At 71.2% G+C, this 25,126-nt stretch carries 24 protein-coding genes; 10 read left to right on the top strand and 14 right to left on the bottom strand.

Going from position 1 to position 25,126, the window contains the following annotated elements; translation table 11 throughout:
• Window positions 1–73: 73 nt before the first annotated feature.
• The 9 genes from BQ6202_RS01725 to BQ6202_RS01685 all read right to left on the bottom strand — a co-directional run bounded on the left by BQ6202_RS01725 (window position 74) and on the right by BQ6202_RS01685 (window position 9,719).
• The gene (locus BQ6202_RS01725) at window positions 74–1,375 is read right to left on the bottom strand and encodes a hypothetical protein (protein WP_072312689.1); all 1,302 of its coding nucleotides are present in this window, start codon (window positions 1,373–1,375) and stop codon (window positions 74–76) included.
• A 132-nt stretch (window positions 1,376–1,507) separates the two neighbouring features.
• Window positions 1,508–2,197, bottom strand: coding sequence for a hypothetical protein (locus BQ6202_RS01720; RefSeq protein WP_072312690.1), 690 nt, complete (start codon window positions 2,195–2,197; stop codon window positions 1,508–1,510).
• Between the two features lie 96 nt (window positions 2,198–2,293).
• A complete protein-coding gene (nagB, locus tag BQ6202_RS01715) occupies window positions 2,294–3,070 on the bottom strand; it encodes a glucosamine-6-phosphate deaminase (protein ID WP_072312691.1) in 777 nt (258 codons plus the stop codon).
• Window positions 3,058–3,960, bottom strand: coding sequence for an ROK family protein (locus BQ6202_RS01710; RefSeq protein ID WP_072312692.1), 903 nt, complete (start codon window positions 3,958–3,960; stop codon window positions 3,058–3,060). Before BQ6202_RS01710 ends, nagB begins: the two co-directional genes overlap by 13 nt.
• Entirely contained in the window at window positions 3,957–5,357 is a 1,401-nt protein-coding gene (locus BQ6202_RS01705) for a glycoside hydrolase family 3 N-terminal domain-containing protein (RefSeq protein ID WP_072312693.1), read from the bottom strand. Before BQ6202_RS01705 ends, BQ6202_RS01710 begins: the two co-directional genes overlap by 4 nt.
• A complete protein-coding gene (locus tag BQ6202_RS01700) occupies window positions 5,354–6,205 on the bottom strand; it encodes a carbohydrate ABC transporter permease (protein WP_072312694.1) in 852 nt (283 codons plus the stop codon). Before BQ6202_RS01700 ends, BQ6202_RS01705 begins: the two co-directional genes overlap by 4 nt.
• Window positions 6,202–7,149 (bottom strand): carbohydrate ABC transporter permease, encoded by a 948-nt coding sequence (locus BQ6202_RS01695; protein ID WP_072312695.1) that lies wholly within the window; start codon window positions 7,147–7,149, stop codon window positions 6,202–6,204. Before BQ6202_RS01695 ends, BQ6202_RS01700 begins: the two co-directional genes overlap by 4 nt.
• Window positions 7,150–7,218: 69 nt before the next feature.
• A complete protein-coding gene (locus BQ6202_RS01690) occupies window positions 7,219–8,496 on the bottom strand; it encodes an extracellular solute-binding protein (protein WP_072312696.1) in 1,278 nt (425 codons plus the stop codon).
• 47 nt (window positions 8,497–8,543) lie between these two features.
• Window positions 8,544–9,719: an ROK family protein gene (locus BQ6202_RS01685; RefSeq protein ID WP_083586771.1), complete on the bottom strand. Its 1,176-nt coding sequence runs from the start codon at window positions 9,717–9,719 to the stop codon at window positions 8,544–8,546.
• A gap of 187 nt (window positions 9,720–9,906) precedes the next feature.
• On the opposite strand from BQ6202_RS01685, the gene BQ6202_RS01680 reads away from it, so the two are divergent.
• Both BQ6202_RS01680 and BQ6202_RS01675 read left to right on the top strand, forming a co-directional pair.
• Window positions 9,907–10,893 (top strand): 1-phosphofructokinase family hexose kinase, encoded by a 987-nt coding sequence (locus BQ6202_RS01680; protein WP_143143601.1) that lies wholly within the window; start codon window positions 9,907–9,909, stop codon window positions 10,891–10,893.
• A 57-nt stretch (window positions 10,894–10,950) separates the two neighbouring features.
• Complete coding sequence (locus BQ6202_RS01675; protein ID WP_072312697.1) at window positions 10,951–11,397, top strand: GNAT family N-acetyltransferase; 447 nt, start codon at window positions 10,951–10,953, stop codon at window positions 11,395–11,397.
• 73 nt (window positions 11,398–11,470) lie between these two features.
• On the opposite strand, the gene BQ6202_RS01670 is transcribed toward BQ6202_RS01675, so the two are convergent.
• Window positions 11,471–12,283 (bottom strand): SDR family NAD(P)-dependent oxidoreductase, encoded by an 813-nt coding sequence (locus BQ6202_RS01670; RefSeq protein ID WP_072312698.1) that lies wholly within the window; start codon window positions 12,281–12,283, stop codon window positions 11,471–11,473.
• Window positions 12,284–12,349: 66 nt separating this feature from the next.
• Window positions 12,350–13,321, bottom strand: coding sequence for an AEC family transporter (locus BQ6202_RS01665; protein ID WP_143143602.1), 972 nt, complete (start codon window positions 13,319–13,321; stop codon window positions 12,350–12,352).
• Between the two features lie 196 nt (window positions 13,322–13,517).
• Between BQ6202_RS01665 and BQ6202_RS01660 the strand changes: the two genes are divergently transcribed.
• The 8 genes from BQ6202_RS01660 to BQ6202_RS01625 all read left to right on the top strand — a co-directional run bounded on the left by BQ6202_RS01660 (window position 13,518) and on the right by BQ6202_RS01625 (window position 20,559).
• A complete protein-coding gene (locus tag BQ6202_RS01660; protein ID WP_072312700.1) occupies window positions 13,518–14,543 on the top strand; it encodes a DctP family TRAP transporter solute-binding subunit in 1,026 nt (341 codons plus the stop codon).
• A 19-nt stretch (window positions 14,544–14,562) separates the two neighbouring features.
• Window positions 14,563–15,063 carry a TRAP transporter small permease gene (locus BQ6202_RS01655; protein WP_083586777.1) on the top strand — a complete coding sequence of 167 codons (501 nt, stop codon included), beginning with the start codon at window positions 14,563–14,565 and terminating at the stop codon, window positions 15,061–15,063.
• Window positions 15,064–15,066: 3 nt separating this feature from the next.
• Window positions 15,067–16,539: a TRAP transporter large permease gene (locus tag BQ6202_RS01650; RefSeq protein ID WP_072312701.1), complete on the top strand. Its 1,473-nt coding sequence runs from the start codon at window positions 15,067–15,069 to the stop codon at window positions 16,537–16,539.
• Between the two features lie 27 nt (window positions 16,540–16,566).
• Window positions 16,567–17,334: an SDR family NAD(P)-dependent oxidoreductase gene (locus tag BQ6202_RS01645; RefSeq protein ID WP_234946078.1), complete on the top strand. Its 768-nt coding sequence runs from the start codon at window positions 16,567–16,569 to the stop codon at window positions 17,332–17,334.
• A gap of 78 nt (window positions 17,335–17,412) precedes the next feature.
• A complete protein-coding gene (locus tag BQ6202_RS01640) occupies window positions 17,413–18,300 on the top strand; it encodes a PCC domain-containing protein (protein ID WP_072312703.1) in 888 nt (295 codons plus the stop codon).
• A gap of 36 nt (window positions 18,301–18,336) precedes the next feature.
• Window positions 18,337–18,564: a lipoyl domain-containing protein gene (locus BQ6202_RS01635; protein ID WP_072312704.1), complete on the top strand. Its 228-nt coding sequence runs from the start codon at window positions 18,337–18,339 to the stop codon at window positions 18,562–18,564.
• Between the two features lie 4 nt (window positions 18,565–18,568).
• Complete coding sequence (locus tag BQ6202_RS01630) at window positions 18,569–19,558, top strand: thiamine pyrophosphate-dependent dehydrogenase E1 component subunit alpha (RefSeq protein ID WP_200792170.1); 990 nt, start codon at window positions 18,569–18,571, stop codon at window positions 19,556–19,558.
• On the top strand, window positions 19,555–20,559 hold the full coding sequence (locus BQ6202_RS01625) for an alpha-ketoacid dehydrogenase subunit beta (RefSeq protein ID WP_072312705.1): 1,005 nt from the start codon (window positions 19,555–19,557) through the stop codon (window positions 20,557–20,559). The genes BQ6202_RS01630 and BQ6202_RS01625 overlap by 4 nt, the downstream gene beginning before the upstream one ends.
• Before the next feature lie 28 nt (window positions 20,560–20,587).
• On the opposite strand, the gene BQ6202_RS01620 is transcribed toward BQ6202_RS01625, so the two are convergent.
• The 3 genes from BQ6202_RS01620 to BQ6202_RS01610 all read right to left on the bottom strand — a co-directional run bounded on the left by BQ6202_RS01620 (window position 20,588) and on the right by BQ6202_RS01610 (window position 25,088).
• Window positions 20,588–21,319 carry a FadR/GntR family transcriptional regulator gene (locus BQ6202_RS01620; RefSeq protein WP_072312706.1) on the bottom strand — a complete coding sequence of 244 codons (732 nt, stop codon included), beginning with the start codon at window positions 21,317–21,319 and terminating at the stop codon, window positions 20,588–20,590.
• Window positions 21,320–21,387: 68 nt separating this feature from the next.
• Entirely contained in the window at window positions 21,388–23,196 is a 1,809-nt protein-coding gene (locus BQ6202_RS01615; RefSeq protein WP_072312707.1) for an ABC transporter ATP-binding protein, read from the bottom strand.
• Window positions 23,193–25,088 carry an ABC transporter ATP-binding protein gene (locus BQ6202_RS01610; protein ID WP_072313147.1) on the bottom strand — a complete coding sequence of 632 codons (1,896 nt, stop codon included), beginning with the start codon at window positions 25,086–25,088 and terminating at the stop codon, window positions 23,193–23,195. The genes BQ6202_RS01615 and BQ6202_RS01610 overlap by 4 nt, the downstream gene beginning before the upstream one ends.
• Window positions 25,089–25,126: the final 38 nt, after the last annotated feature.

The following is a 25,126-nucleotide window of genomic DNA, read 5'->3' as shown; positions in this document are numbered from 1 at the left end:
TTCCTGATTGGAGTGATCCGCCATCCCGCTCCGGGACGGCTGTGCATGCCGCGCGAGCGCGGCAGGGGATCGCTCAATCAGGACTTGCGGTGTGCTCCTCGACGATCGAGGCGGGGGCGCGATCGTTCGCGATCGCGCCAGCCTGCCCGCCCGAGAGCTCGGGCAGCAGGTGGTCATGGGTGTCCGCCACAGCGGCGGCGGCTCCGGCGGCAGCGCCGCTCGCGCCAGCCGGCGCAGCCGGCGCGACCGCGGGAGCAGCGGGCGCCTCGATCGGCACGGCGCGCTCGCCGACCGTGGGCAGCGCTCCAGGCTGCGGAGCCTCGACCGTCGTGACGGCGGCAGGCATCGGCGCGAAGGTGAGTGCCGCCATCACGCGGAGCGCGAGGGTGTCGGCAGCGTCGGGGGCGTCGGATGCGTCCACGGCGCTCGCGTCGTCGGCCTGCGTCGTCGGGGCGGGAGCCGGGGTCTGGAGGATCGGCGCTGCGGGTGCCGGCGTAGCGGGGATCGGCTGCGGCGACGGGCTCGGGACTGCGGGGGTCGGGACTGCGGGGCTCGGGCTCGAGGGGACCGGCACCACAGGGTTCGGAGCTGCGGGGCTCGGGTTCGGCGTGACTGCCTCGACCACGTCCACGACCGGGTCGAGCACCGGGTCCAGCGCCTCTTCGACGACGTCGACGACGGGCTCGGTCACCGGCTCCAGCGTCTCCTCGACGGCGTCGACGACCGGCTCGGTCACCTCAGTGACCAGATCGCCGACGGGCTGCGTCACCTCGGTCACCAGATCGCCGACCGGCTGCGTCACCTCGGTCACCAGATCGCCGACCGGCTGCGTCACCTCGGTCACCAGATCGCCGACCGGCTGCGTCACCTCGGAGACCAGATCGCCCACCGGCGCCGTCACCTCGGAGACGACATCGCCCACCGGCACCGTCACCTCGGAGACCAGGTCGCCAACAGGCGCCGTCACCGCAGAGACCAGATCGCCGGCCGGCTGCGTGACCTCGGTGACCGGCTCCGCCACCGCTGCGACCACGTCGCCGACGGGCGCTGCCATGTCGCCGACGAGATCTCCCGCAGGCTCCGCGACCTCTTCGACGAGGTCGCCGACCGGCTCCGCCACTCCGCCGACCAGCTCGCCGACGGGCTCCGTGACCTCTCCGGCCAGGTCGCCGACCGGCTCCGTCACACCACCGACCAGGTCGCCGAGGTCCTGCACGAGCCCTGTGGTGGATCCGCCGACCGCCTCATCACCGGCCGCATGCGCAGGCATCCCGCCTGCGAAGAGGAACAGCGCCGCGGCTCCGATCGTCGCGGTGCCGCTCGCGAGCGCGAGGCGCAGCAGGCGGGGCTGCCTGCGCGGTGCGCTCGCGTCCATTGCGGTCCTCCGAAGTCATGCCTTCTCGGGTGTTCTCTGGTCACGCTAGGCCGCTGGCATGGGAGAAGCGAGGAATCTCAGAGCATTCACAGCAATTCTGCTCGCCTCCCAGTTCTGCGGAGTGTGAAAGATTCACGCGGCCGATCTGCGCGCTTCCACCGCCCGCATCCCCGGCCCACCCGTCCTGTCGATGGGGATCCTCGCGAAGCTCGGAGCCCCGCCGGTCGCCACCTCGACGACGAGGCCGCCGGCAGCGATCCGCCCGTCGCCGTCGGCGAGCCCCTGCCACTCGGCGCGCACGCTGCGCACCACGGTCGCTGCCCCATGCCACGGCCCCGCGATGAGCAGCGTCGACGAGGCCTGCCGCAACCGCGCGGCGAGCCGAGCAGCATCCGTCGGCGTCACCCTGCCGGGCGAGGCGGCGAGCACCACCGGCATCGCCTCGGCCAGGCTCGCCACCACATCGAGCCACGAGCGGCCCGGATGCGGCACGAGCGCCACGCGGTCGATGGGCACCCCGAGGTCGCGGGCCGCCTCGATGCCGAGATCGGGGAGTCCGACGATCGCGCCCCAGGCACCTGCCGGCATCACCGCCCCCAGGCACGCGAGCGCGAGCCCTCGCGACTCGATGCTGTGCACGGCACCCGCACGCAGGCGCCGCACCACCTCGTCCAGGCCCTCCAGCATCGACTCGTCGGGCACCGGCGCCTGCTGCGTGGTGGCCTGCTGCATGCCGCGGAGCCGCGCGCGCAGCGCTTCGACCGTCGCCGTGCGGTCGTCTCCCGTGCGGCGCTCGAGTCGTGCTGGAACCCGTGTGCTCACACTCCATGATCGAACGTGTGTTCGATCGCTGTCAATCGCGCGCGGCGTGTCGCCACGGCCTCGCCGACGGCCTCCGCCGGCCGCAGCGCGCGCGCATCAGCGCGCTCGCAGCGCCTCGCTCGCAGCAGCCGCCTCGCGGTAGTAGTCCTGCATCCGCAGCCCGCCGGCCGCCGCCTCGTCGACGATCACGGTCGCCCGCCGATGCAGCTGCAGCACCGATCCCGGCCACATCGCCGACAGCGACCCCTCCACCATCTGCGCCACCGCCTCCGCCTTCCGCTCCCCCGTCGCGACCAGCAGCACGCGGTCGGCATCCAGGATGGTGCCGAGCCCCTGCGTGATGCAGTGCGTCGGCACGTCGTCGGCGCTCGCGAAGAAGCGCGCGTTGTCCGCCCGCGTGCGCACCGACAGCGACTTCACCCGCGTTCGTGAGCTGAGTGACGAGGTCGGCTCGTTGAACCCGATGTGCCCGTTCGCCCCGATGCCGAGCAGCTGCAGGTCGATGCCGCTGATCGCGATCCGCCGCTCGTAGCGCGCGCACTCCGCCGCGAGGTCGGCGGCGTCGCCCTTGGGCACGTGCACTCGCGCGGGATCGAGGCCGAGCGGCGCCGTCACCTCCCTCGCGATCACCTCGCGGTACGACTCCGGGTGCCGCCTGGCCAGCCCGACGTACTCGTCGAGCGCGAACGCCGACACGCGCGAGAGATCGAGGCCCGCCTCCCTCCTGGCGGCGAGCGCGCGGTAGGTCGCGAGGTGGCTCGAGCCGGTCGCGACGCCCAGCACCGCATCGGGCATGGCCTCCACGACCTCGGCGACCCGCGCGGCGGCGAGATCGCCGGCAGCTGCGGCGTCCGCGACGATCACGACCTCCATGCGGCGCTCCCCATGATGGCGGCGCCCACAGCACCCGGCTGCGCACCGGGTGGCAGCAGGCGGATGCGCGCGGGCACGTCGAGCGCGCCCAGCAGCGGCGAGTCCTCGGCCCAGGCGGCGATCCGCCCCTGCACCCCGTCGAGCAGCGGGGCGCCGAGCCCGCTGATCCCGCCGCCGATCAGCACGGCGTCGACGCCGGTCGTGAGCACGAGGCTGCGCACCGCGTGCGCGATCCCGTCGATGAACGCCCGCCACTCGCGCTCGCCCCGCTCCTGGCCGCGCTCGGCGGCGGCCAGCATGGCGGCGGCGGGGATATCGCCCGCCCAGCGCTGTGCGAGCGACCAGCCGGAGGCGAGCGTCTCGAGGCAGCCGAGCTGCCCGCAGCGGCATCGGCTGCTCGCACCCGGCACGGGGATGTGACCGATCTCGCCCGCCATGCCGCTCGCGCCGCGCAGCACGCGGTCGCCGAAGGCCAGCCCTGCGGCGATGCCGGTGCCGAGCCCGACGTAGGCGATCACCGCAGCGGGCTCTGCCATCAGGTGCCGGGCGCCGAGCACCGCGGCGCGCACGTCGTTGTCGACCGTGACCGCGACGCCGAGGCCCTCGCTCACCGCGCTGCCGATGTCGAGTGCCTCGATGCCGAGGTTGACGGCGCCGCGCACGAGCGTGCGGTCGTCGCCGACGATGCCGGGCACCCCGAGACCTGCGCCTTCGAGCGCCGAGCGCTCGACGCCGGCGACCGCGAGCGCCTCGCGCGCCGCCGCGACCGCAGAGGCCACGACGCCGTCGCCGCGACGCGTCGCCACCTGGTGCGAGCCGAGCACGCGCCCATGCTCGAGCACGACGGCGACCGTCGTGGTGCCGCCGATGTCGATGCCGAGCGCGCTCATCGCGCGAGCATCTCGCGCAGCGCGAGCCCGCAGGCGCGCGAGGCGCCGAAGGTCGCGACGTCGGCGAGGCGGCCGGCAGACCACCCCGCGTCGACGACGAGCAGGTCGTGCCGCTCGCGCAGCGCCGCGATGCTCGCGGCTGACTCCGGCCCGCGCTCGAGATCCTTGCCGAGCACGATGACGGGCCCTGCTTGCAGCTGCGGCACGGCGCCCGGCTCGACGACGACCGATCCTTCGAAGGGATCCCACGGCACCGCGCCCGCGGCGATGTTCGCGGCGCGCTCGAGCCGCACCACCGCTGCCTCGCCGCGATGCTGCGCGATCCACCGCAGCGCCTCCTCGGTCACGGAGAAGGTCGAGCGGATGCGCGCCAGGTCGTCGGCGGTCGCGTCGCCGAGCGCGCTCAGCGGCAGGGGCGGCGGCGCAGCGGCCGCCCGGGCGCGCGTGCGACGGGCGGCGTCGCGCACCCGCTCGGCGTCGAGCCTGCCCTCCTCCACCGCGGCGAGCACGGCGCGCTCGATCGCGGCGATGCCCTCGGCGCCCGTGGCCGTGCCGAGGCACAGCAGGTCGCAGCCCGCCGTGAGTGCGCGCACCGCGGCCTCCGGGATGCCGATCTCGGCACTGGCCCCCGCCATGTCGAGCGCGTCGGAGACGATGAGCCCCTCGTAGCCGAGCTCGCCGCGCAGCAGCTCGGTGAGGATCGCCCGCGAGTGCGTCGCGGGCACCGCATCGATCGCCGGGACCAGGATGTGCGAGGTCATGATGGCTGCGGCTCCCGCCGCGATCACCGCGCGGAACGGCTCGAGCTCGCGGGCGCGCAGCAGTGCGACGTCGGCGTGCACGACGGGCAGCCCGACGTGCGAGTCGACCGCGGTGTCGCCGTGGCCGGGGAAGTGCTTCGCGGTCGCGGCGACGCCCACGCCCTGCGCGCCCTCGACCCACGCGGCCGCGTGGCGCGCCGCGAGCTGCGCATCCGCGCCGAAGCTGCGCACCCCGATGACCGGGTTGTCGGGGTCGACGTTGACGTCGGCGACGGGCCCGAAGGTCATCGTGGCGCCGACGGCGCGCACGTGCTCCCCCACTCGTGCAGCGATCGAGCGGGTCCAGTCGAGATCGTCCGCGCGGCCGAGCACCGCGGCGCCCGGGAAGGGCGAGCCGGTCGCGTAGTGCACGCGGGTCACGTCGCCGCCCTCCTCGTCGAGCGCGACGATCGCGTCCGCGCGCACGGCGCGCACCGCATCCGACAGCCGGCGCAGCTGCTGCGGGTCGACCACGTTCTCTCCGTAGAGGCAGCAGGAGACGAGGCCCTCGGCGAGCAGGCCGGCCATCCAGGCCGGCAGCTCGGTGCCGACGAAGCCCGGCATGAGCGTGGCGCGTGCGTCTGCGAGCAGGCTCATCCCTTCACCGCCCCGCCTGCGAGGCCGCTGGCCATGCGGCCCTGGATGAGGAGGAAGAACACCACGACCGGGATCGCCATGAGCGTGGAGCCGGCCATGATCGCCGCCCAGTTGGTCGTGCCGTTGAGCGTGAGGAAGGTGCGCAGCCACACGGGCAGCGTCATGAGATCGGGTCGGGTGTTGACGATCAATGCCATCAGGAACTCGTTCCAGGCCTGGATGAAGGCGAAGACGCCGGTGGCCACGAGGCCGGGCGCGAGCAGCGGGAAGGTGATGCGGAAGAACGCGCCCACGCGCGAGCAGCCGTCGATCTGCGCAGCCTCCTCGAGCTCGATCGGCAGCCCGTCGACGAAGCCGCGCAGGGTCCAGATCGTGAAGGGCACGACCGTCGCCGAGTAGATCAGGATGAGCGCGATGGCCGTGTTGAGCAGCTGCCAGGCGTCGAGCACGCGGTAGAGCGAGACCATCATCGCCTCGAGCGGCAGCATCTGGATCGCGATGATCGCGACGATGAAGCCCTTGCGGCTGCGGAAGCGGAAGCGCGAGATGGCGACCGCGGCGAAGAACGAGAGCACCGCGGCGACCAGCACGGTCGCGAGGGTGACCACCAGCGACATCCCGAGCGCCGGCAGGAACGGCGTGCGGCCCGGATCGAAGAGCACGGTCTCGTAGTTGCGCAGGGTGAACGACTCCGGCCACAGCTGCAGCTCGCGCGAGCGCACCTCGTTGTTGGGCTGGAAGGAGGTCTTGACCATCCAGTAGACGGGGAACGTGGAGCAGACGAAGACGAAGACCGCGACGGCGCACCACAGGACGGTCGCGGCGCGGCGCCGCTGCTTGTGCCTCACGACTCGCTCCTGAGCATGTTCCGCATCAGCGGGAAGGCGAGCACGAGCAGCACGAGCATCGTGATGATGGCGAGCGCGCCGCCGATGCCGAACTCGCCGCCGGCGATCGCGGTCTGGTAGATGTACACGCCGAGCGTCGAGGTCTCGGAGCGGATGCCGCCGATGTCCTGCAGGGCGAAGATCTGGGTGAAGACCCGCAGGTCCCAGATCAGCTGCAGGATCGTGGCGATCACGAGGATCGGCGCGAGCTGCGGCAGCACGATCGACGAGAAGCGCCGCGCGGGGCCCGCGCCGTCGAGCGCGGCCGCCTCGAGCTGCTCCTCCGGCACCTGCGTGAGCCCGGCGAAGACCATGAAGGTCACGAACGGCACGGCGCCCCAGACGATGATGATCGTCGCGACGGTGAAGAAGCCCATCGGGTCGATGAGCCACGAGCGGCGGTCGAACTCGCTCAGCCCCAGCACGTCGCGCAGCAGCGAGTTCACGACGCCGTACTCGGTGTCGAACATCCACCCCCAGACGATCGTGGCGGTGAGGGCCGGCATCGCCCAGGCCAGCAGCAGCCCGACGCTCATGAGCACCCGGAACGGCTTCGGCAGCCGCTGCATGAGCAGCGCGAGCGCGATGCCGATGAGCATCGCCGACACCACGCACACCAGCGCGAAGGCGACCGTGCGCCCGAGCACCGTCCAGAACTCGCCGTCGCCGAGCACGGTGACGTAGTTGTCGAACCACACCCACTCGGCCGGCTGGCCGAAGACCTGCGCGCGGCCGAACTCCTGGAAGGAGAGCAGCGCCAGCTGCACGAGCGGCCAGCCGATGACGACGGCGACGATGGCGGTCGCCGGTGCCAGCAGCACGAGCGGCAGCACGGTCGCGCGCCGCCTGGGGCTTCGCCGCGGCGTGGGCAGCGCTGCCTGCGCTGCGGCCTCAGCCTCGATCATGGGGTCTCCTCGGTGTGGAGGCACGGCGGGTCGTGACCGGCGCGGATGCGTCGGTCACGACCCGGCGCGTCAGCCGTTCAGGATGGATTCGATCTGGGCATCGGCAGCCTCGGCGAGCGAGCGCACGTCGCCGCCCTGCGCGATGCTGACGAAGAGGTCCTGCAGCAGGCCGGAGGCCTCGACGTCGGCCCAGCGGGGCGACGCGGGGGTCAGGCGGGCGTTGGCGGCCGCCTCGGTCGTCGCCTGCGCCACGGCATCGGTGCCGAGGGTGTCCGCGAGCGAGACGCGAGCGGGCACGAGCCCGTTCTGGCCATAGATCGTCTGGAACTCGTCGCCCAGGATGATCTCGAGCGCATCGACCGCGAGCTCGGGGTGCTCGCTCGCCGCCGAGATGGCGATGTTCGAGCCGCCGGCGAAGACCTGCGCCGCGCCGCCGTCCATGCCGGGCAGCGCGTACACGCCCAGCGTCTCCTCGGCCCCCGGGCAGCCCGGCGTCTCAGCATCGGCCGGTGCCAGGATCGACCACTTCACCCAGCTGGGGGCCGAGAGCTGCAGGCTGGTGCCGTCGCAGTAGCCCACCTGCGGGTTCGTCTCGTTGCCGTCGATCGGTGCGCGCGAGGCCTCCTGCATCACCTGCTGCACCTGCTCGAGGCCCGCGACCGAGGCGTCGCTCGAGAGCTGCGCATCCCATCCCTCGCCCTCGGGCACGGCGATCTCGCCGCCGTGCTCCCAGATGAAGGGCAGGCCGTTGTACCAGTCCTGCCCCGGCCACCAGAGGCCGGAGGCGTCGGGGTTCGCCTCCGCGAGCGCGGTGGCGTTCGAGACGTACTCGTCGAGCGTGGTGGGCGCCTCGAGCCCCGCCTCCTCGTAGACCGCCGTGTCGTAGAAGACGAGGCGCGAGCCCGAGTAGAGCGGCGGGGCGTAGAGCGCGCCGTCGGCCGTGCCGATCTCGACGAAGCCGGGCAGCAGGTCGTCTGCCTGCAGCCGCTCGGCGTGCTCGGTGAGGTCGAGGAAGGCGCCGGCGGTCGTGAAGGCCGGTGCCTGCGTGTTGCCGATCTCGACGATGTCGGGGCTGTCGGAGCCAGACAGCGCCGTCGTCAGCCGGTCGACGAGCCCGTCCCACGACTGCTCCTCGATGATGAGGGTCGAGCCCGGGTGCTCGTCCTCGAAGGTGTCGATCAGCAGCTGCCGAGCGTCGTCGGGCGTGTCGGTGCCGACCAGCCAGACGCGCAGCTCTGCGCCCTCTGCCGCCGGCGACTCGGTCTCGCCGTCACCGGCTGCGGCGCTGCAGCCCGTGATGGCGAGCACTCCCACGGCGCCGAGCGCCGCGATCGCGTTCTTCTTCATGGATGATCCTCTCCTCGGCGACGGCGGCGCCGTCGCGGTGTCCGGGGCTACGAGACCCCGAGCTCTCCGGTGCGCACCAGCAGCGCAGCACCACGCACGACGACGTCGTCGCCGTGCTCGGTCATGGCGACCACCAAGCCGTCGCCCTCGTCGAGCGTGCGCTCGCGCAGGGTGGCGGCCGTGGCCTCCAGCAGCGGTCCCTCGATCAGCGCTGGCGGCCCGCTCATGACGATGCGTCGCACGTCGATCGCGCCGACGATCGGCGCGACCGCGATGCCGAGGCGGCGACCCGCCTCCTCCAGCACGCGCTCGCGACCGGCCTCGCCCGCCGCGTCGATCGCGGCGCGCAGCCGGGGCGCGGCGAGCCAGGCCTCCAAGCAGCCGTCGCGGCCGCACGCGCAGCGCGGACCCCCGTCGGTGCCGATGGTGACGTGGCCGATCTCGCCCGCGGCGGAGCGATCGCCGCGCACGGGAGCGCCCGCGACCGCCACGCCGGCGCCGACGCCGAGGCCGATGCGCACGACCAGCAGGGTCTCGGCACCGGAGCTCGAGAGCTCGGCCAGCAGCGCGATGTTGGCGTCGTTCGCGACGTGCACGGGCAGCTCGAGCGCGTCGGCGAGGCGATCGCGCAGCGGCAGCTCGTGCCAGCCGAGGTTCGGCGCCTGGTGCACGACGCCTGCCGCGTCGACGATGCCGGGCGTGCCGACGCCGACGCCGAGCACCACGCGATCGGCGCGCGCCACGAGCGCGCGGGCGAGCTCGATCGCGTGCTCGAGCGCCGCATCCCCCGTCGCCTCGCCGATCTCGCGCTCGAGCCGCTCGACCACCGTGCCGTCGAGCCGCACGATGGCGCCGCGGAACCGGTGCGGCTCCGAGAGGTCGAGCCCGACGAGCTGGAAGGTGTCGTGCGCGAGGTCGAGCAGCGTGGCGGGCTTGCCCGGCCGGGCGCCGTCGCGAGGACCGAGCTCGACGAGCAGGCCCTCCTGCAGCAGCTCGGCGACGAGGTCGGAGACGGTGACGCGCGTGAGCATCGTGGCGCGGGCGAGGTCGGCGCGCGAGCCGGGGCCGTCGTCGAGCAGGGTCTGCAGCACCAGGGTGCGGTTGTGCGCTCGCGCGTGCTCCGGCAGGACCTTCTGCCGTCGCCTCGCCCCCATCGCGAAGGCATCGTGGGGCAGCGCGATCGCTGCATCCCTCCGCGCCCGCGGCTGCGTCCCCATCGACATCGGCATGTTTGTTAGTACACCTTCCAAACAATCAAACCGCAAGGCTTGGCCGATCACGAAACGGTAACGATGGCCGGGCGTCGCGTCTCCCGCCACGATCCGGTCGGCGAGCGCGAGCGGATGCGTGAAGAATGTCAGCAGTCACGGCGCGACCGCGCAGGGCGGTCGCGGCATCGAGGGGTGGAGCATGAGCGGAGCGGACGGCGAGGGGGCTGCTCGGGAGCGCGAGCCCGGCGAGCGCGGCGTCGGTGGGCGCAGCTCCTCCCCCATCCTGTGCGTGACGACGAACCCCGCGATCGACATCACCTACGCCATGGAGGAGCTGCGCCCCGGCACGAGCCACCGCGTCGAGACCGGCCTGGCCAGGGCCGGCGGCAAGGGCGTCAACGTCGCGCGCGTGCTGCACCAGCACCACGAGCCCGCCGTGGTGATCGCACCGATCGGCGGTCCCGTGCGCGTGCTCTTCGTGCACGACCTCGAGCGCTCCGGGATCCCCCACCGCCTCGTCGAGGTCAGCGCGCCGACGCGTCGCACCACCGCGATCGTGACGCCGGCCGGCACCACCAACCTCAACGAGCGCGGCCAGGCGATCGGCGCCGACGACTGGCAGCGGCTGCTCGAGATCGTGCGCGCCGAGGCTCCCGCATCCCGCATCATCGTCTCCTCGGGCTCACTGCCGCCCGAGACCCCGTTCGGCTTCTGCGCCAGCGTCGTCGACGTGGCGGTCGCCGCCGGCAGGCCCTGCATCATCGACGTCGGCGGCGAGCAGCTGCGCGCCGCCATGGCCGCCGGCGCGACCGCGGTCAAGCCCAACCGGCACGAGCTGCTCGAGGCGATGGGCGGCACCGACCCGCTCGACGCCGCCCGACGGCTCGCCGCCGCCGGCACCGGCACCGTCTTCGCCTCGCTTGACATCGAGGGCATGCTCGCGGTGCTGCCCGACGGCCGCGCGTGGCACGCGCAGCTCGACCGAGTGCTCGACGGCAACCCGACCGGCGCCGGCGACGCGGCGGTCGCCGCCCTCGCGCTCACCATCGCCGAGGGCGAGACCCTCGAGGCGCAGCTCGCGCGCGCGGCGGCGTGGTCGAGCGCCGCCGTGCTCGCCCCGCAGGCGGGCTCGATCGTCGATCCCGCCGAGCTCGAGCCGCGCATCCGCATCACCCCGATCGGCTGATCGCGGGGCCGCCCAACGTTCATTCTGGCTGGCGGGATGCGCTGGTACGGTGTGCGCATGGAGAACCTGCGCCTCGAAGAGCTGTCCGCCGCGAACGTCGTCGCAGCCAACGGCATGACGCTCAAGCGCGGCCAGGAGGCCTTCCTCGCGGCCAATGCCCGACTCGAGGAGTTCGTCAACACGCAGAGCGCGTGGCAGCGGGTCGTCTTCGACGCCGACGAGCCGGTCGCCTTCGTGATGGCCAACTTCGACCCGGAGGTCGATCGCGACGAGTACCGCTCGAGCATCCTGCGGATGTACGTGGCGGGCACCGCGCAGCGTCGCGGCGTCGGCACCTTCACCGTCCACCAGGTCGCCGAGGAGGCGCAGCGCAGGGGCTTCGACAGCGTCTACGCCGTGTGGGAAGAGGGCGACCAGGGACCCGGCAGCTTCTTCCAGGCAGTCGGGTTCGAGGTCATCGGCGAGAACGAGTATGGCGAGGCCATCGGGCGCAAGACGCTCTGAGCCGGCCGCGACCGCGACGTCGTGGCGCTCGACTCCCTCGACCGCCTCGCGCGCCCCTAGCCCGGCGCCGCCATCAGTGCGCGACGGGCGCCGCCGCCTGCTGCACGAGGCCGCCGTCGACGGGCAGGTTCACGCCGTTGACGTACTTCGCCTCATCCGAGGCCAGGAAGAGCGCGGCGTGCGCGACGTCGAAGGGCTCGCCCATCCGCTTGGTCGGTGACAGCGCGTTGCGCGCTGCGAGCATCTCCTCCACGGAGGCGTAGCTGCCGCTGATCTGCTCGTGGATCATGGGCGTCTCGATGTAGCCGGGCGAGACGCAGTTGGCCCGGATCCCCTGAGCGGCGTACTCGAGGGCGAGGTTCTGGGTGAACTGGACCAGTGCCCCCTTCGTGGCCGAGTAGCTCGGGTAGTTGTAGCCGATGTAGCGCATCCCGCCGACCGACGCGACGTTCACGATCGCGCCGCGGCCGCGCCCGAGCATCCCCGGCAGGACGTGCTTGCAGGTGAGGAAGACGCTCGTGAGGTTGACGCGGTGCACCAGGTCCCACTCCTCGAGCGTCATCTCCATCGGGCCGCCCATGCGGGCGATGCCGACGTTGTTGTGCAGCACGTCGATGCCACCGCCGAAGGCCTCTGCCTCCTGCACCGCGGCCGCGACGCTCTCGGGGTCCGTCACGTCGCCGACGACACCCAGCACCTCGGCGGATGGCTGCAGCTCGCGCACTCGAGCGGTGGCGTCGGCCACCGCGTCGGCGTCGCGATCCACGATCGTCAGCGCCGCAGCCTCACGGGCATAGACGATCGAGGTCGCGAGCCCGTTGTTGAGCCGCGCGCCCTTCGATCCTCCACCGAAGACCACCACCGACCGATCTGCCAGCCTGCCCATGCCGCGCTCCCATCCGCGCGACCCGGTCGCCGCGCGGGATCAGCCTCTGGTATTACCAGGCCGAAGTCAAGCCAGCAGGGCCATGCAGAGCGCAGCGATCGCCGGAACGGAGAGCATCGAGATCGCGTTGGTCGCGAGCGTGACCGTCGCGACGGACTGGCGATCGACGAGCGTCCCGACGAGCGCGAAGGCGCTCGCCGACGTCGGCATCGCGGCGAGGATCACGAGGCCGACGACCCAGACCGAGTCGAGGCCCGGTGCGAGCGCGATTGCCAGCAGCGCGGTGACGAGCGGCAGCAGCACGATCTTGCCCACCGCGGCGATGGCGACCGGGCCGATCGCCGCGACCCCCTGCCGCAGCGCCCCGAGGGCGCCGCGGAGCGTCAGCCCGATGGCGAACAGCGCTGCCGGGGCTGCTGCGGCTGCGAACGTGCCCGTCACCTCCGTCACGAGGGCCGGCAGCCGGATGCCCAGCAGGTTGACGGCGGCGCCCGCCGCGACGCTCCACAGGAGCGGGCTCTGGAGCGTCGAGCGGCGGATCGCCGCCCCGATCCCCTCGGACCCTCCTTCACCCGCGCGGGCACGAGCGAGCAGCACAGAGGCCATCACCGGGTAGGCCACGAGGAACACCAGGTTGTGCACGAGCTGTCCCACCACAGCGATGAGACCTGCGGTCGGCCCCAGCACGCCCAGCACCACGGGGATGCCGAGATAGGCGACGTTGCCGAAGCTCCCCGCCATGGCGAGGTGCATGGGCGAGCCCGGCCGGCGTCGCATGCTCAGCCGCAGCGCGGCGCCGAGCAGGCCCATGACGATGCCGAGCGAGAGGACGATCGTGACGACGAACTGCCAGGGGACGCCCTCGGCGAGCTCGGACTCCGCCGTCAGCGTGAACAGCAGCGCAGGCAGCGCGACGTAGAAGACGAACGCCGTGATGCCCGGCTCAGCGGTGCGGAAGGGGCGCGCCCAGCTGGCCGCGAAGCCGAGCGCCATGCCGAAGAACAGCGGCAGCGTCTGCCCCACGACCTCGATGAACATCGTCCCCACTCACGTCCCACTCGATCACCCGAGCCCCCATCATGCACGGCGGCGCGACGCGCGCAGCCCGCCGCGCTCGACTTGACACGATCCTGGTACTACCAGATGATTGCTCCGTCAGGCGTGATCTGATCTCGGCACCCACAGGAGCCGACCTCACCATCACGGACCTGTTGCTCACTTCAAGGAGGAAGTCATGAAGCATCGATCCACACTGCTCGCACTCGGGGCAGTCTCGCTCCTGGCACTCACCGCCTGCTCGGGCGGGACCGGCGGAGCAGGCGGCGGCGACGACGCCGCGGCAGGCGAGACCTACGAGTGGGACATGACCATCACGGTCAGCGACACGTCGAGCTGGTACATGGGCGCCGAGGTGTTCGCCGAGCAGCTCGACGAGCTCTCCGACGGCCGCATGCAGCTGAGCATCTACGCGAACGAGCAGCTCTCCGGCGGCGACCCTGCCGCCGGCGTCGAGCAGCTCATGAACGGCGACAAGACGTTCTCGTACAACTCGACGATCATCTACTCCGGGATCGACCCGCGCTTCGGCGCGATCAACGCGCCCTTCCTCTACGACTCGTACGAGCAGGCTGAGGCCGCGATCGAGGCAGGCGGGCTCGAGGCCTACACCGAGCTCTCGCGCGAGCACGGGGTCGAGCTGCTCGGGTTCGGCGAGTCCGGCTTCCGCCAGGTCACGACGAGCTCCACCCCCATCAGCGGCCCCGCGGACCTCGCCGGGCTCAAGATCCGCGTGCCCGGCTCATCGCTGTTCCTCGACATCTTCACGGAGCTCGGTGCCGACCCGATCACGATGAACTTCGCAGAGGTCTTCACCTCGCTGCAGAGCGGCACGATCGACGGCCAGGAGAACCCGTACGACGTCATCTACTCCAACGGCCTCACCGAGGTCCAGGACTACATGTCGGTCTGGAACTACGTCTACGACCCGCTCATGCTCGGCATGAACCAGGCGACCTTCGATGGCCTCTCGCCCGAGGACCAGGAGATCGTGCGCCAGGCCGCAGCGGCAGCCAACGAGGCGCAGATCACCGAGAACCGCGAGCGCGGCGAGGAGCAGCTGGCCGAGATGCGCGAGGAGATGACCGTCTCCGAGCTCACGCCCGAGCAGACGACCGACTTCCGCGAGACGATGGAGCCGATCTACTCGAAGTACGAGTCGATCTGGACCACCGAGCTGCTCGACGCCGTCCGCCCCGAGTAGTCGAGACGGACTGCCGCTCGTGTTCGACAAGCTCCTGACCCGCGCCGAGAACGTCCTCGTGGCGACGACCTTCGCCATCATGACGATCGTCGCGTTCGTCAACGTCGTCAGTCGCTACGCGCTCCACGGGTCCCTCTCCTGGACCGCTGAGATCGTCACGGCGCTCGCCGTGTTCATGATCATGATCGGCACGAGCGCCGCAGTCCGCCTCGACATCCACCCCGGTTTCACCCTCGTGCGGGACACCGCACGAGGGTGGGCCCGAGCGGTGGTCGTGATCGCCATCGGCGTCCTCACGCTCGCCTTCTTCGTGCTGCTGGCATGGCTGGGGCTCGATCAGGTCACCACGCAGATGGGCCAGGGGCGAGCGACCCCCAGCCTCGCCCTCCCCCAGTGGACGCTCTCCCTCGCGATCCCCATCGGGGCGACGCTCGGCGCGATCCGCGTCATCCAGAACACCATCGCGACCGTTCGCACCCCGGCTCCCGCCGTCGTCGACGCCCAGACCAAGGAGGCCTGAACCATGGTCGAGCTCGTGCTCCTCGGGAGCTTCGTCGTCTTCCTCTTCCTCGGGGTGCCCATCGCCTTCTCGATGGGCCTGTCGGCGATGCTGACCATCGTCACCGAGCAGAGCGTCACCGCCCTGTTCCCCACGACCGGCATCATGTTCGCCTCGATGGCGTCCGAGACGCTGCTGGCGATCCCCTTCTTCATCCTCGCCGGCGTCATCATGGAGATGACCGGCATATCGACGCGGCTGGTCGCCTTCGCGGATGCGCTGTTCGGACACCGCAAGAGCGGCATCGCGCTCACCACGATCATCGCCGCGATGGTGTTCGCCTCCATCTCGGGATCCGGCCCGGCCACCGTCGCGGCGCTCGGCGGCATCCTGATCCCCGCCCTGGTGCGCCACGGATACTCGAAGCGCCACGCCGCATCGCTCATGGCGAGCGCGGGCGAGATGGGCATCATCATCCCGCCCAGCATCGCGTTCATCGTCTTCGCGGTCGTCGCGAGCGACTACGAGCGCGTCTCGATCACCCGGCTCTTCGCCGCGGGCGTGGTGCCCGGGATCCTCCTGGCGGTCGCCTTCTACCTGGTGGCCCGCTACCTCCCCCGCCACACGCAGGCCGTGGCGGAGAACGCGAAGCACCACCTGACGACGGCCGCCGATCGTCTGGGAGTCGGACCCTCGGCGAAGCAGCGAGCGATGTCCATCGACTCGCGCGCCGACGACGTCCCCGCAGGTGCGCACGAGGCGGCCATCGACCTGCTCGATCACCCGGACGAGTCCGACGTCCGAGTCGGCGTCCGCACCCAGCGCGCATCAGGCGGCGAGATCTGGCGCGCCTTCGTCAAGGCCCTGCCCGGCCTCATCATGCCGGTCATCATCCTCGGCGGCATCTACGGCGGCATCTTCACGCCGACCGAGTCGGCTGCCGTCGCCGTGGTCTACGCGCTCGTCGTGGGGATCTTCCTCTCCCGCGAGATCAAGTTCGGTGACTTCTTCCGCATCTTCTCGGCAGCCGGCGCGCAGTCGGCGCGCATCATGTTCATCATCGCGACGGCCTCGCTGTTCGCGTACGTGATCACGAAGTACCGCATCGCGTCCACCATCACCGACGGCATCCTCTCGATCACCGACAACGCGATCGTGATCATGCTGCTCGTGAACGTCGTGCTCCTGATCGCCGGCATGTTCCTCGACGCGGTGAGCGCGTTCTACCTCTTCGTGCCGCTGATCGTGCCGCTGCTCCTGGAGGTCGGCTACGACATCACCACGATCGGCGTGTTCATGACGATCAACCTGGCGCTCGGCCTCGTGACGCCACCCGTCGGGCTCGACCTCTTCGTCGCCGCCGGCATCGCGAAGATCAGCTTCGGCGAAGCCGTCAAGGGCATCTGGCCCTTCCTCGGCACCGGCGTCGCCGTCCTGCTGCTAGTCGCCTTCGTGCCCGCGATCAGCAACTTCCTGCCCGATCTCATGGGCCTCTAGCCCCGTGCCCGACGAGAGGAACCTCCCGTGACACTCCCCATGCAGGGCCAGGTCAGCATCGTGACCGGCGCCGCGCGCGGCATCGGCTTCGCCGTCGCCCAAGAGCTCGCTCGGCAGGGCTCCCACGTCGTCATCGTCGACATCATCGACGGAGCCGACTCTGCGGCCGAGATCGAGCGGGATGCGGGCGGCGGCGTCCGTGCGATCGCGAAGGTCGCCGACGTCCGCTCCCCCGAGCAGGTGCAGGCGGTCGTCGACCAGACCGTCGAGGAGCTCGGTCGGCTCGACGTCCTCGTCAACAACGCCGGCACCGTCGGCCGCATCGACCTCGAGTCCATGGACGACGAGACGTGGGAGCGCGACCTCGCGACGAACCTCCGCGGCACGTACCTGTTCACCAAGGCCGCGATCTACCCGCACATGCGCGACGCCGGCTACGGCCGAGTCGTGAACGTGAGCTCGATCTCCGGCATCATGGGCGGCCCATTCGCGGCCGGGGACGGCGGTGGCCGCAGCGGGCCGGCGTACGCGGCCTCGAAGGGCGGCGTCATCGCCTTCACGAAGTGGGTCGCGAAGGAGGTCGGTGAGCTCGGCATCACGGTCAACACCGTCGCTCCCGGCCCGATCGCGACGCCGATGACGGATGCCATGACCTACTCGTTCGACGCGCAGGCGATCAAGCGGATGGGCACCCCGGAGGACATCGCGGGCGCCGTCGGCTACCTCGCCTCTCCTCGCACCGGCTTCGTGACCGGCGAGACGCTCAAGGTGTGCGGCGGGGCTGCCATCGGCTGAGCAGCGCACGCCCCGTCTCCATCAGCCGACGCGCCACCCCTGCCGACGCTGATCCAGCCACAAGCTGAAAGGACCACCATGCCGCTGCCCAGCATCGTGCCCACCATCCACCACTTCGGCCCTGCGCACCCCGAGCGACTCATCGCCGTCGAGGCCGGTGCCGAGGGCCACCTGATCCGGTTCGAGCGCACCATGCCGCTCGGGGAGGCGCTGCACGACGCCCTCCGCGCACGCGGCGCGTCGAGCGGCTTCGCCGAGCTGTTCGGCATCCGGCTGGCATCCGTCCGCTTCGTCCACCCCTCCATCGGGGACACGGTCCGGCGCGCCGTCAGCTTCAGCGCGGCGCAGCGGCAGGACGCCGTCGAGCTCGTGCAGGCGTCGGCCGTGATCGGCTCGCGCTTCGGCGAGGACTTCACCCACTGCCACGCGATGTGGCGTGACCGCGACGGCGCCCTGCACGGCGGCCACCTGCTGCCCGACACCCTCGTGGAGCCCGGCAGCGGCTACGCCATCCTCAACACCGTCTTCGGCGCCGAGCTCGTCAGCGACGACGACGCAGAGACGCTCATGCCCACCTTCACCCCGCACGCATCCGACCGAGCCCGGTCGGGATCGGAGGCGCTCGTGCCCACCATCATCGCCCGTGTCCTGCCCAACGAGGACCTCACCGAGGCCGCCATCGCGCTGACGCGCAGGGCAGGCTTCGCCAGGGCCGTCGTCAGGGCGGGCACCGGCTCGCTCATCGGCGCGGACTTCGCTCCCGTCGACGGCGGCCGCCGCCGCATCGTCGACGGCCCCGCGACCGAGGTGATCTCGGTCAACGGCGTCGTGGATGCGGAGGCGCGGACCGCGGCGCTGACCGCGACGCTCGTCGACCGGCAGGGCCAGCTGCACGCAGGCGTGCTGACCGCGGCAGCCAATCCCGCCGCCGTCACCTTCGAGCTCGTCCTGCAAGAGATCCGCTGACGCGGCACCCAGACCATCAAGAGAGAAGGAAGCACCATGGACATCGCACTCAACGCAGAGTTCCTCGGCGACGAGGAAGAGGCAGACCTGGTGGAGTGGCTCGTCGAGGACGGCAGCGCCGTCGAGCAGGGAGCCCCCATCGCGCAGTTCGAGACGTCGAAGCTCGTCAGCGAGTTCGTCGCCCCGGCTGCCGGCACGATCACCCGGAAGGCGGGCGAGGGCGATGTCGTGAACCTCGACGACGTCTTCGCGACGATCGCGTAGCCCCATGACGACATTCGACCTCACCGAGCACGGGCTGCCGGCCCTGGAGCTCATGGCGCGCATCCGCGAGTTCGAGCGGCGCATGCCGCTGCTGTCCGAGGAGGGGCTGATCCGCGGATCCACCCACCCCTCGGTCGGCATGGAGGCGGTCGCCGTCGGCGTCTCGATGACGCTCGACGCGAAGGACGCGATCGCCAGCAACCACCGCGGCCACGCGCACACCCTCGCCAAGGGCGCCGACTTCGGCCGCACGATGGCGGAGATCCTCGGACGTGCCGACGGCTACTGCGGCGGCAAGGGCGGCTCGATGCACATCGGCGTCAAGGAGCTGGGGGTGCTCGGCACCAACGGCATCGTCGGCGCCGGCATCGGGCTGGCGACGGGCTCGGCGCTGGCGGCGAAGACGCTCGGCGACGGCTCCGTCGCGGTCGCGTACTTCGGCGACGGTGCCGCGAACCAGGGTGTGCTGGCCGAAGCCTTCAACCTCGCCGCGATCTGGAACCTCCCGGTCATCTTCGTGTGCGAGAACAACCACTACGCGCAGTCCGCCTCCTTCGAGCAGATGACGGCGCAGACCGATCTCACGCAGCGCGGCATCGCCTACGGCGTGCCGAGCGTGGACGTGAACGGCATGGACGTCGCCGAGGTCTACGAGGCGTCCGCGGCAGCCGTGGCCCGCGCACGGGCGGGTGAAGGACCGACGTTCATCGTCGCCGACACCTACCGCTACCTCGGGCACATGGCGGGCGACACCGAGATCTACCGCTCCGCTGAGGAGGTGCAGCAGTGGCGCGACCGCGACCCGATCGCGAAGATCGCCGCTCGCCTGATCGACGCGGGCGTGCTGACGCAGGAGCAGTTCGAGCAGCTCGAGCTCGACATCGTGGCGGACGTCGATGCCGCCGAGCAGTTCGCTCGCAGCTCACCCTTCCCCGAGGTCGCGACCGCGTTCGTCGACGTCTACGCAGCCCAGACCCAGGAGGCCATCCGATGACTGCCACTGCCACCGGCACCGCCACGAAGAGCATGACCACGTGGCGCGCGGTGAACACTGCGCTGCACGACATCCTGGCGGACACCCCCGAGGCGTTCGTCATCGGCGAGGACATCACGACTTGGGGCACGGGCGGCGGCATCTACGGCGTCACGCGCAAGCTGGTCGACGCCTTCGGCCGCGACCGCGTGCTCGACACCCCGATCAGCGAAGAGGTGCTCATCTCGGCCGTGGCTGCTGCCGCGGCACGGGGTGCGCGCCCGATCCTGGAGATCATGTACTCGGACTTCAGCCTGCTGGGGTTCGACGGCATCATCAACCAGGCGGCGAAGTCGCGCTACATGTTCGGCGGTCAGTTCGACGTGCCGCTGGTGATCCGGTCGAACGGCGGCTCGGGCATCGGCAAGGCCGCCCAGCACTCCCAGTCGCTCGAGACCCTGTTCGCGCACATCCCCGGCCTCGAGGTGGTGCTGCCGGGAACGCCGGGCGATGCGTACGGCCTGCTCCGCACCGCGGTCCGCTCCGACAACCCGACGATCTTCCTGGAGCACAAGAACCAGTACTACGACAAGGGACCGGTGGACTTCGAGCCGATCCCCTTCGGGCAGGCTCGCGTCGCCCGCGAGGGCGACGACGTGACCATCGTGGCGACGCAGCTCATGACCGCCCGTGCGCTGGAGGCGGCTGTCGAGCTCGAGAAGGACGGCATCAGCGTCGAGATCGTCGACCCCCGCACGCTCTACCCGTTCGACATGGAGTCGGTGCATCGCTCGGTCAAGAAGACGCGCCACCTCCTCGTCGCTCACGAGGCGGTGCGGGACTACGGCTGGGGTGGCGAGTTCGTCGCGCAGGCGGTCGAAGCCGCGTGGGACGACCTGGACGCCGCGCCAGCGCGACTGGGTGCGGCGCGCACGCCGATCCCGTACTCCGCAGATCTGGAGAGCGCCGTCGTGCCGCAGGCGACCGACATCGCAGCGGCGGTGCGCAAGCTGCGCTCCTAGCGCTCGGGATGCTGGAGGGGGCGGGGGCTCAGCGCTCCCCGCCCCCTTCTGCTGCGCGGAGCTCCTTGAGCCAGTCGAAGTGCAGATCCATCGCGCGCACCGCCGCTTCGACGTCGCGCGCGAGGATCGCATCGTAGATCGCCTGGTGCCGCTCTCGCAGCACCACCCGATCGTTGCTGAGCGAGACCTGCTGCAGCGTGCCGCGCAGGACGGCGTGGAGCATCCTCGAGAAGAACACCAGGCCCTGGGATCCCGACGCGGCGAAGATCGCGCGGTGGAAGGCGTTGTCAGCCTCGAAGAGCTCGAACCCGTCGTCGGACTCGTGCATCCTGCGGACCGCGACCCCCAGCTGCTCGAGCGCCTCCGCATCCGTCGTCGCGCACGCGTCGATCGCCGCCTGTCGTTCGAGCGCGGTGCGGACCGAGACCAGCGACTCGATCGTCATCTGCTCCGAGAGCATCGCGAGCACCAGGACATCGCTGACGGCCTCCGGCTTGATGCCGCTGAAGAAGGTGCCCTCGCGCTCGCGTCGCTCGAGCACGCCGAGCGAGACCAGCTGACCGATGCGATCCCGCAGCGCCGTGCGCGAGACGCCGAGCTGCTGCGCGAGCTCGCGCTCCGACGGCAGACGGGTCCCCGGTTCGATGTCGCCGAACAGCTCGAGCAGCTCGCTGAACGCGTTGTCGTTGAGCAGCTGCGTCACGAAGTGGTGCTCGGACACCGCACCGCCCGGCGCGATCTTGGATCGGATCCCGGCCACAGGCCCCCCTCGTCGACGTCCTTCAGCCTAACCCGCGACCCAGCCACCGGCCGCGCGGCCGGCGGCGGCTACACGAGCGAGTCGCGCCAGGCCCGATGCAGCGAGGCGAACTTCCCGCCCTGTGCGATCAGCTCGTCAGGGCTGCCGTCCTCGATGATGCGCCCGTGCTCCATCACCAGCACCCGGTGGGCGATCGCCACGGTCGAGAGGCGGTGCGCGATGATGATCGCCGTGCGGTCGGCGAGCAGCGTCGTCAGTCCCTCCTGCACCAGGCGCTCCGACGGGATGTCGAGCGAGGCGGTCGCCTCATCGAGGATCAGCACGCGCGGGTCGGCCAGGAAGGCGCGCGCGAACGACAGCAGCTGCCGCTGGCCGGCGCTCACGCGCCCGCCGCGCTTGGCGACGTCGGTGTCGTAGCCATCGGGCAGCGCCGTGATGAACTCGTGCGCACCGACCGCGCGGGCCGCCTGCTCGATCTCCTCGGCGGTCGCGCCCGGCCTGCCGAGCGCGATGTTGTCGGCGACGGTGCCGGAGAACAGGTAGGCCTCCTGCGTCACCATCACCACCGCGCGGCGCAGGTCGTCGTTGGCCAGCTCGCGCAGGTCGACGCCGTCGAGCCGCACGACGCCGGCGCTCGGGTCGTAGAAGCGCGAGATGAGCTTCGCGAGCGTCGACTTGCCGGCGCCCGTGGTGCCGACGAGCGCGATCGTCTGGCCGGAGGGGATGTGCAGCTCGAAGTCGGGCAGCACGACCTTGCCGGATTCGTAGGCGAAGCGCACGTCCTCGAAGTCGATCTGCCCGCGCGAGGTCGGCAGCGCCTTGGGGCTCGCCGGCTCACGCACCGTGGGCTCCTCCTCGAGCACGCCCGAGATCTTCTCGAGCGCTGCGGAGGCCGCCTGGTAGCCGTTGAAGAACATGCCGATGCCCTGGATGGGCTGGAAGAAGCTGCGAGCGTAGAGCGCGATGCCCAGCAGCGCACCGATCTCGAGCGAGCCGTCGACGACGCGGAGCCCGCCGACCAGCACGAGCGTCGCGAGCGTGACCGCGCCGATCGCCATGATGCCGGGCTCGTAGATGCCGAAGATGTTGATCGTGCGGAAGTTCGCGTCGCGGTAGTCGTCGACGCGCTGGTCGAACTCGCGCTGGTTCGCCGGCTCCTTGCGGAACGCCTTCACGGCGCGGATGCCCGTCATCGTCTCGACGAAGTGCACGATCATGCGCGCGCTCGTCGTCCGCGTCTCTCGGAACAGCTTCGTCGAGCGCACCTGGAACCAGCGGGTCAGGATGACCGCGGGGATCAGCGCGAGCGCCACGATCAAGCCCGACAGCGGGTCGAGGATCGTCATCGCGACCGCGGTGAAGCCCATGAAGAGGATGCCTCGCACGAGCTCGTTGAGGCCCTGGTCGAGCAGGTCGCGGATGGATTCGAGGTCGCTCGTCTGGCGTGCGATGATGCGGCCGGAGGTGTAGCTCTCGTGGAACTCGAGGCTGAGCCGCTGCGAGTGGTCGAAGAGCCGACGGCGCAGGTCGAACAGCACCGTCTGGCTGATGCGGGCGACGCTCACCGTGTAGAGGAACATCAGGACGCCCGACAGGATCGCGGCGGCGATGTAGACGATCGTCGCGCCCCACAGTGGCATCCAGTCGGCCTGCTCCATGATCGCGGGCAGAGCCTGGTCGATGCCGAAGGCGATGATCATCGGGCCCGCGATGCTCGCGGCGACCGAGACGACGACGAGCAGCATCGTGAGCACGACGCGACCGACGTGCGGCCGCAGGAGGGAGCCGAGCAGGCGCCGCGAGCGGGCGCGGATCTGCCGCGACTCCTCCTTCGTGTAGTCGGAGCGGTCTTCGCCCTGCACACCGGTGACGGTCATCGGGACACCTCCTCGTCGTCGTGCTGCTCGTGGCTGCCGAGCGCATCCACGTCGACCACCTGCATCGTGCCCGTGACCGCCTCGATGCTCTGGCGGCCGCGCTCGGTCTCCTCGAGGCTCGAGATGACGAAGCGGTAGTGCTCGTTGCGCGCCAGCAGCTCGGAGTGGGTGCCGACGTCGTCGATGCGGCCGTCCCGCATGAGCGCGACGCGGTCGGCGAGCTGCACCGTGCTCGGCCGGTGCGCCACGATGAGCGCGGTGGTCGTCCCGAGCACGCTGCGCAGCGCCTCCTCGACGAGCGCCTCCGTCTCGACGTCGAGCGCCGAGAGCGGGTCGTCGAGCACGAGCACCGCGGGCGCAGCGGCGACGGCGCGAGCGAGCGCGAGGCGCTGTCGCTGGCCGCCCGAGAGCGAGAGGCCCTCCTCGCCGATCTCGGTGTCGAGGCCCTTCGGGAGGTCGCGCGCGAAGCCCGCCTGCGCGATGGCGAGCGCGCGCTCCAGCGCCTCCTCCGACGCTTCCGGCGCGCCGAGCAGCACGTTGTCTCGCACGGAGGCGGAGAACAGCGTCGCGTCCTCGAAGGCCATCGCCACGTGGGTGCGGAGCTCCTTGAGCGTGAGGTCGCGCACGTCGACGCCGTCGAGCAGCACGCGGCCGCCCGTCACGTCGTAGAGCCTCGCCGGCAGCGCGGTCAGCGTCGTCTTGCCGGAGCCGGTGATGCCGATGAGCGCCATCGTCTCGCCGGGCTCGAGCGCGAGCGTGGCGCCGTCGACGAGGTCGCGCTCGTGGGGCTGCGCGTCCTGGTAGCGGAACCGCACGTCCTCGAAGACGAGCGAGCCGTGCGGGCGCGCGATGGTGGTGGGCTCCTCGGGGTCGACGATGGTGTTCTCGGAGTCGGTGATCTCGTGGAAGCGGCGGGACGCGTTCGAGGCGTCGATCAGGAACGCGAAGAGGAAGCCGATCGACTCGATCGGCCAGTTCAGAACCATCGCGATGGCGAAGAACGCGGCGAGCGTGCCGACCGAGAGCTGCCCGTCCGCGGCCAGGCCGACGCCCACGAAGAGGCACACGGCATAGGAGATGTAGGGCACGATCGTGAGCCACATCCACAGGTGGCCGTCCATGCGGGCCTTGTCGATCTCGGTCTCGCGCAGCCTCGATGCCTGCTTCGTGAAGCCCTCGAGCGCGTGGCGCCCGCGGCCGAAGGCCTTCAGCACGCGGATGCCGTGGATCGACTGCTCGACGGTCGTCGCGAGGTCGCCGGCCTGGTCCTGGGCCGAGCGCGACACCAGGTGGTAGCGCTGCTCGAAGCGCAGTGCGACGAACGCGATGGGCGCAGAGAGCACGACGAAGATGCCGGCGAGCAGCGGGCTCCAGAAGAAGAGGATGACGATGCCCACGACGAGCGTGATCGAGTTGACCACGAGCAGCGGTGCGCCGAAGGCGGCGAAGCGCCGCAGCATGCCGAGATCCTGCACGGCGCGGCTGAGCAGCTGGCCCGACTGCCAGCGGTCGTGGAACGCGACCGGGAGCGCCTGCAGCTTGCGGTAGAGCGCGCTGCGCATCGTCGCCTCGACCTGGGTCGACGGCAGCGTGACGAGGAAGCGGCGCAGGAAGACGAAGAAGGCCTCGCCGAGCGCGAGCACGAGGATCAGCGCCGCGACGGGCCACACGGCGGCGGCGTCTGCGTCGGCGAGCGGACCGTCGACGAGCGCGCGCATCACCATCGGCGTCGCGAGGCTCAGCAGCGCGGACAGCAGCGCGGCCAGGGTGCCGAAGAGGAAGCGCGGCAGCACGGGCCGGATGTACGGCAGCAGCCTGCTGAGCGCGCGCAGGTGGCCGATCGGCCGCTGGTCGGGGGCGGTGGGCGAGTCCTGGTGGGACGTCGAAGACATGACGGGATCCTTCTGGCCGCCGACGACGAGCCGGCGGT

The sequence above is a fragment of the Agrococcus sp. Marseille-P2731 genome, assembly GCF_900117395.1.
In the GTDB taxonomy this organism is placed as follows: Bacteria; Actinomycetota; Actinomycetes; order Actinomycetales; family Microbacteriaceae; genus Agrococcus.
The sequence above is the reverse complement of the archived record's forward strand: the minus strand, read 5'-3'. Positions and strand labels throughout refer to the sequence as shown.

Bases quoted from the DNA above. Each gene is read 5' to 3' on its own strand.
- BQ6202_RS01630 (WP_200792170.1), top strand. From the start codon at position 18,569: ATGACGACATTCGACCTCACCGAGCACGGGCTGCCGGCCCTGGAGCTC.
- nagB (WP_072312691.1), bottom strand. From the start codon at position 3,070: ATGGAGGTCGTGATCGTCGCGGACGCCGCAGCTGCCGGCGATCTCGCC.
- BQ6202_RS01695 (WP_072312695.1), bottom strand. From the start codon at position 7,149: ATGATCGAGGCTGAGGCCGCAGCGCAGGCAGCGCTGCCCACGCCGCGG.
- BQ6202_RS01705 (WP_072312693.1), bottom strand. From the start codon at position 5,357: ATGAGCCTGCTCGCAGACGCACGCGCCACGCTCATGCCGGGCTTCGTC.
- BQ6202_RS01690 (WP_072312696.1), bottom strand. From the start codon at position 8,496: ATGAAGAAGAACGCGATCGCGGCGCTCGGCGCCGTGGGAGTGCTCGCC.
- BQ6202_RS01610 (WP_072313147.1), bottom strand. From the start codon at position 25,088: ATGTCTTCGACGTCCCACCAGGACTCGCCCACCGCCCCCGACCAGCGG.
- BQ6202_RS01685 (WP_083586771.1), bottom strand. From the start codon at position 9,719: ATGTCGATGGGGACGCAGCCGCGGGCGCGGAGGGATGCAGCGATCGCG.
- BQ6202_RS01635 (WP_072312704.1), top strand. From the start codon at position 18,337: ATGGACATCGCACTCAACGCAGAGTTCCTCGGCGACGAGGAAGAGGCA.
- BQ6202_RS01615 (WP_072312707.1), bottom strand. From the start codon at position 23,196: ATGACCGTCACCGGTGTGCAGGGCGAAGACCGCTCCGACTACACGAAG.
- BQ6202_RS01665 (WP_143143602.1), bottom strand. From the start codon at position 13,321: ATGTTCATCGAGGTCGTGGGGCAGACGCTGCCGCTGTTCTTCGGCATG.
- BQ6202_RS01725 (WP_072312689.1), bottom strand. From the start codon at position 1,375: ATGGACGCGAGCGCACCGCGCAGGCAGCCCCGCCTGCTGCGCCTCGCG.
- BQ6202_RS01625 (WP_072312705.1), top strand. From the start codon at position 19,555: ATGACTGCCACTGCCACCGGCACCGCCACGAAGAGCATGACCACGTGG.
- BQ6202_RS01640 (WP_072312703.1), top strand. From the start codon at position 17,413: ATGCCGCTGCCCAGCATCGTGCCCACCATCCACCACTTCGGCCCTGCG.
- BQ6202_RS01660 (WP_072312700.1), top strand. From the start codon at position 13,518: ATGAAGCATCGATCCACACTGCTCGCACTCGGGGCAGTCTCGCTCCTG.
- BQ6202_RS01650 (WP_072312701.1), top strand. From the start codon at position 15,067: ATGGTCGAGCTCGTGCTCCTCGGGAGCTTCGTCGTCTTCCTCTTCCTC.
- BQ6202_RS01710 (WP_072312692.1), bottom strand. From the start codon at position 3,960: ATGAGCGCGCTCGGCATCGACATCGGCGGCACCACGACGGTCGCCGTC.
- BQ6202_RS01675 (WP_072312697.1), top strand. From the start codon at position 10,951: ATGGAGAACCTGCGCCTCGAAGAGCTGTCCGCCGCGAACGTCGTCGCA.
- BQ6202_RS01680 (WP_143143601.1), top strand. From the start codon at position 9,907: ATGAGCGGAGCGGACGGCGAGGGGGCTGCTCGGGAGCGCGAGCCCGGC.
- BQ6202_RS01670 (WP_072312698.1), bottom strand. From the start codon at position 12,283: ATGGGCAGGCTGGCAGATCGGTCGGTGGTGGTCTTCGGTGGAGGATCG.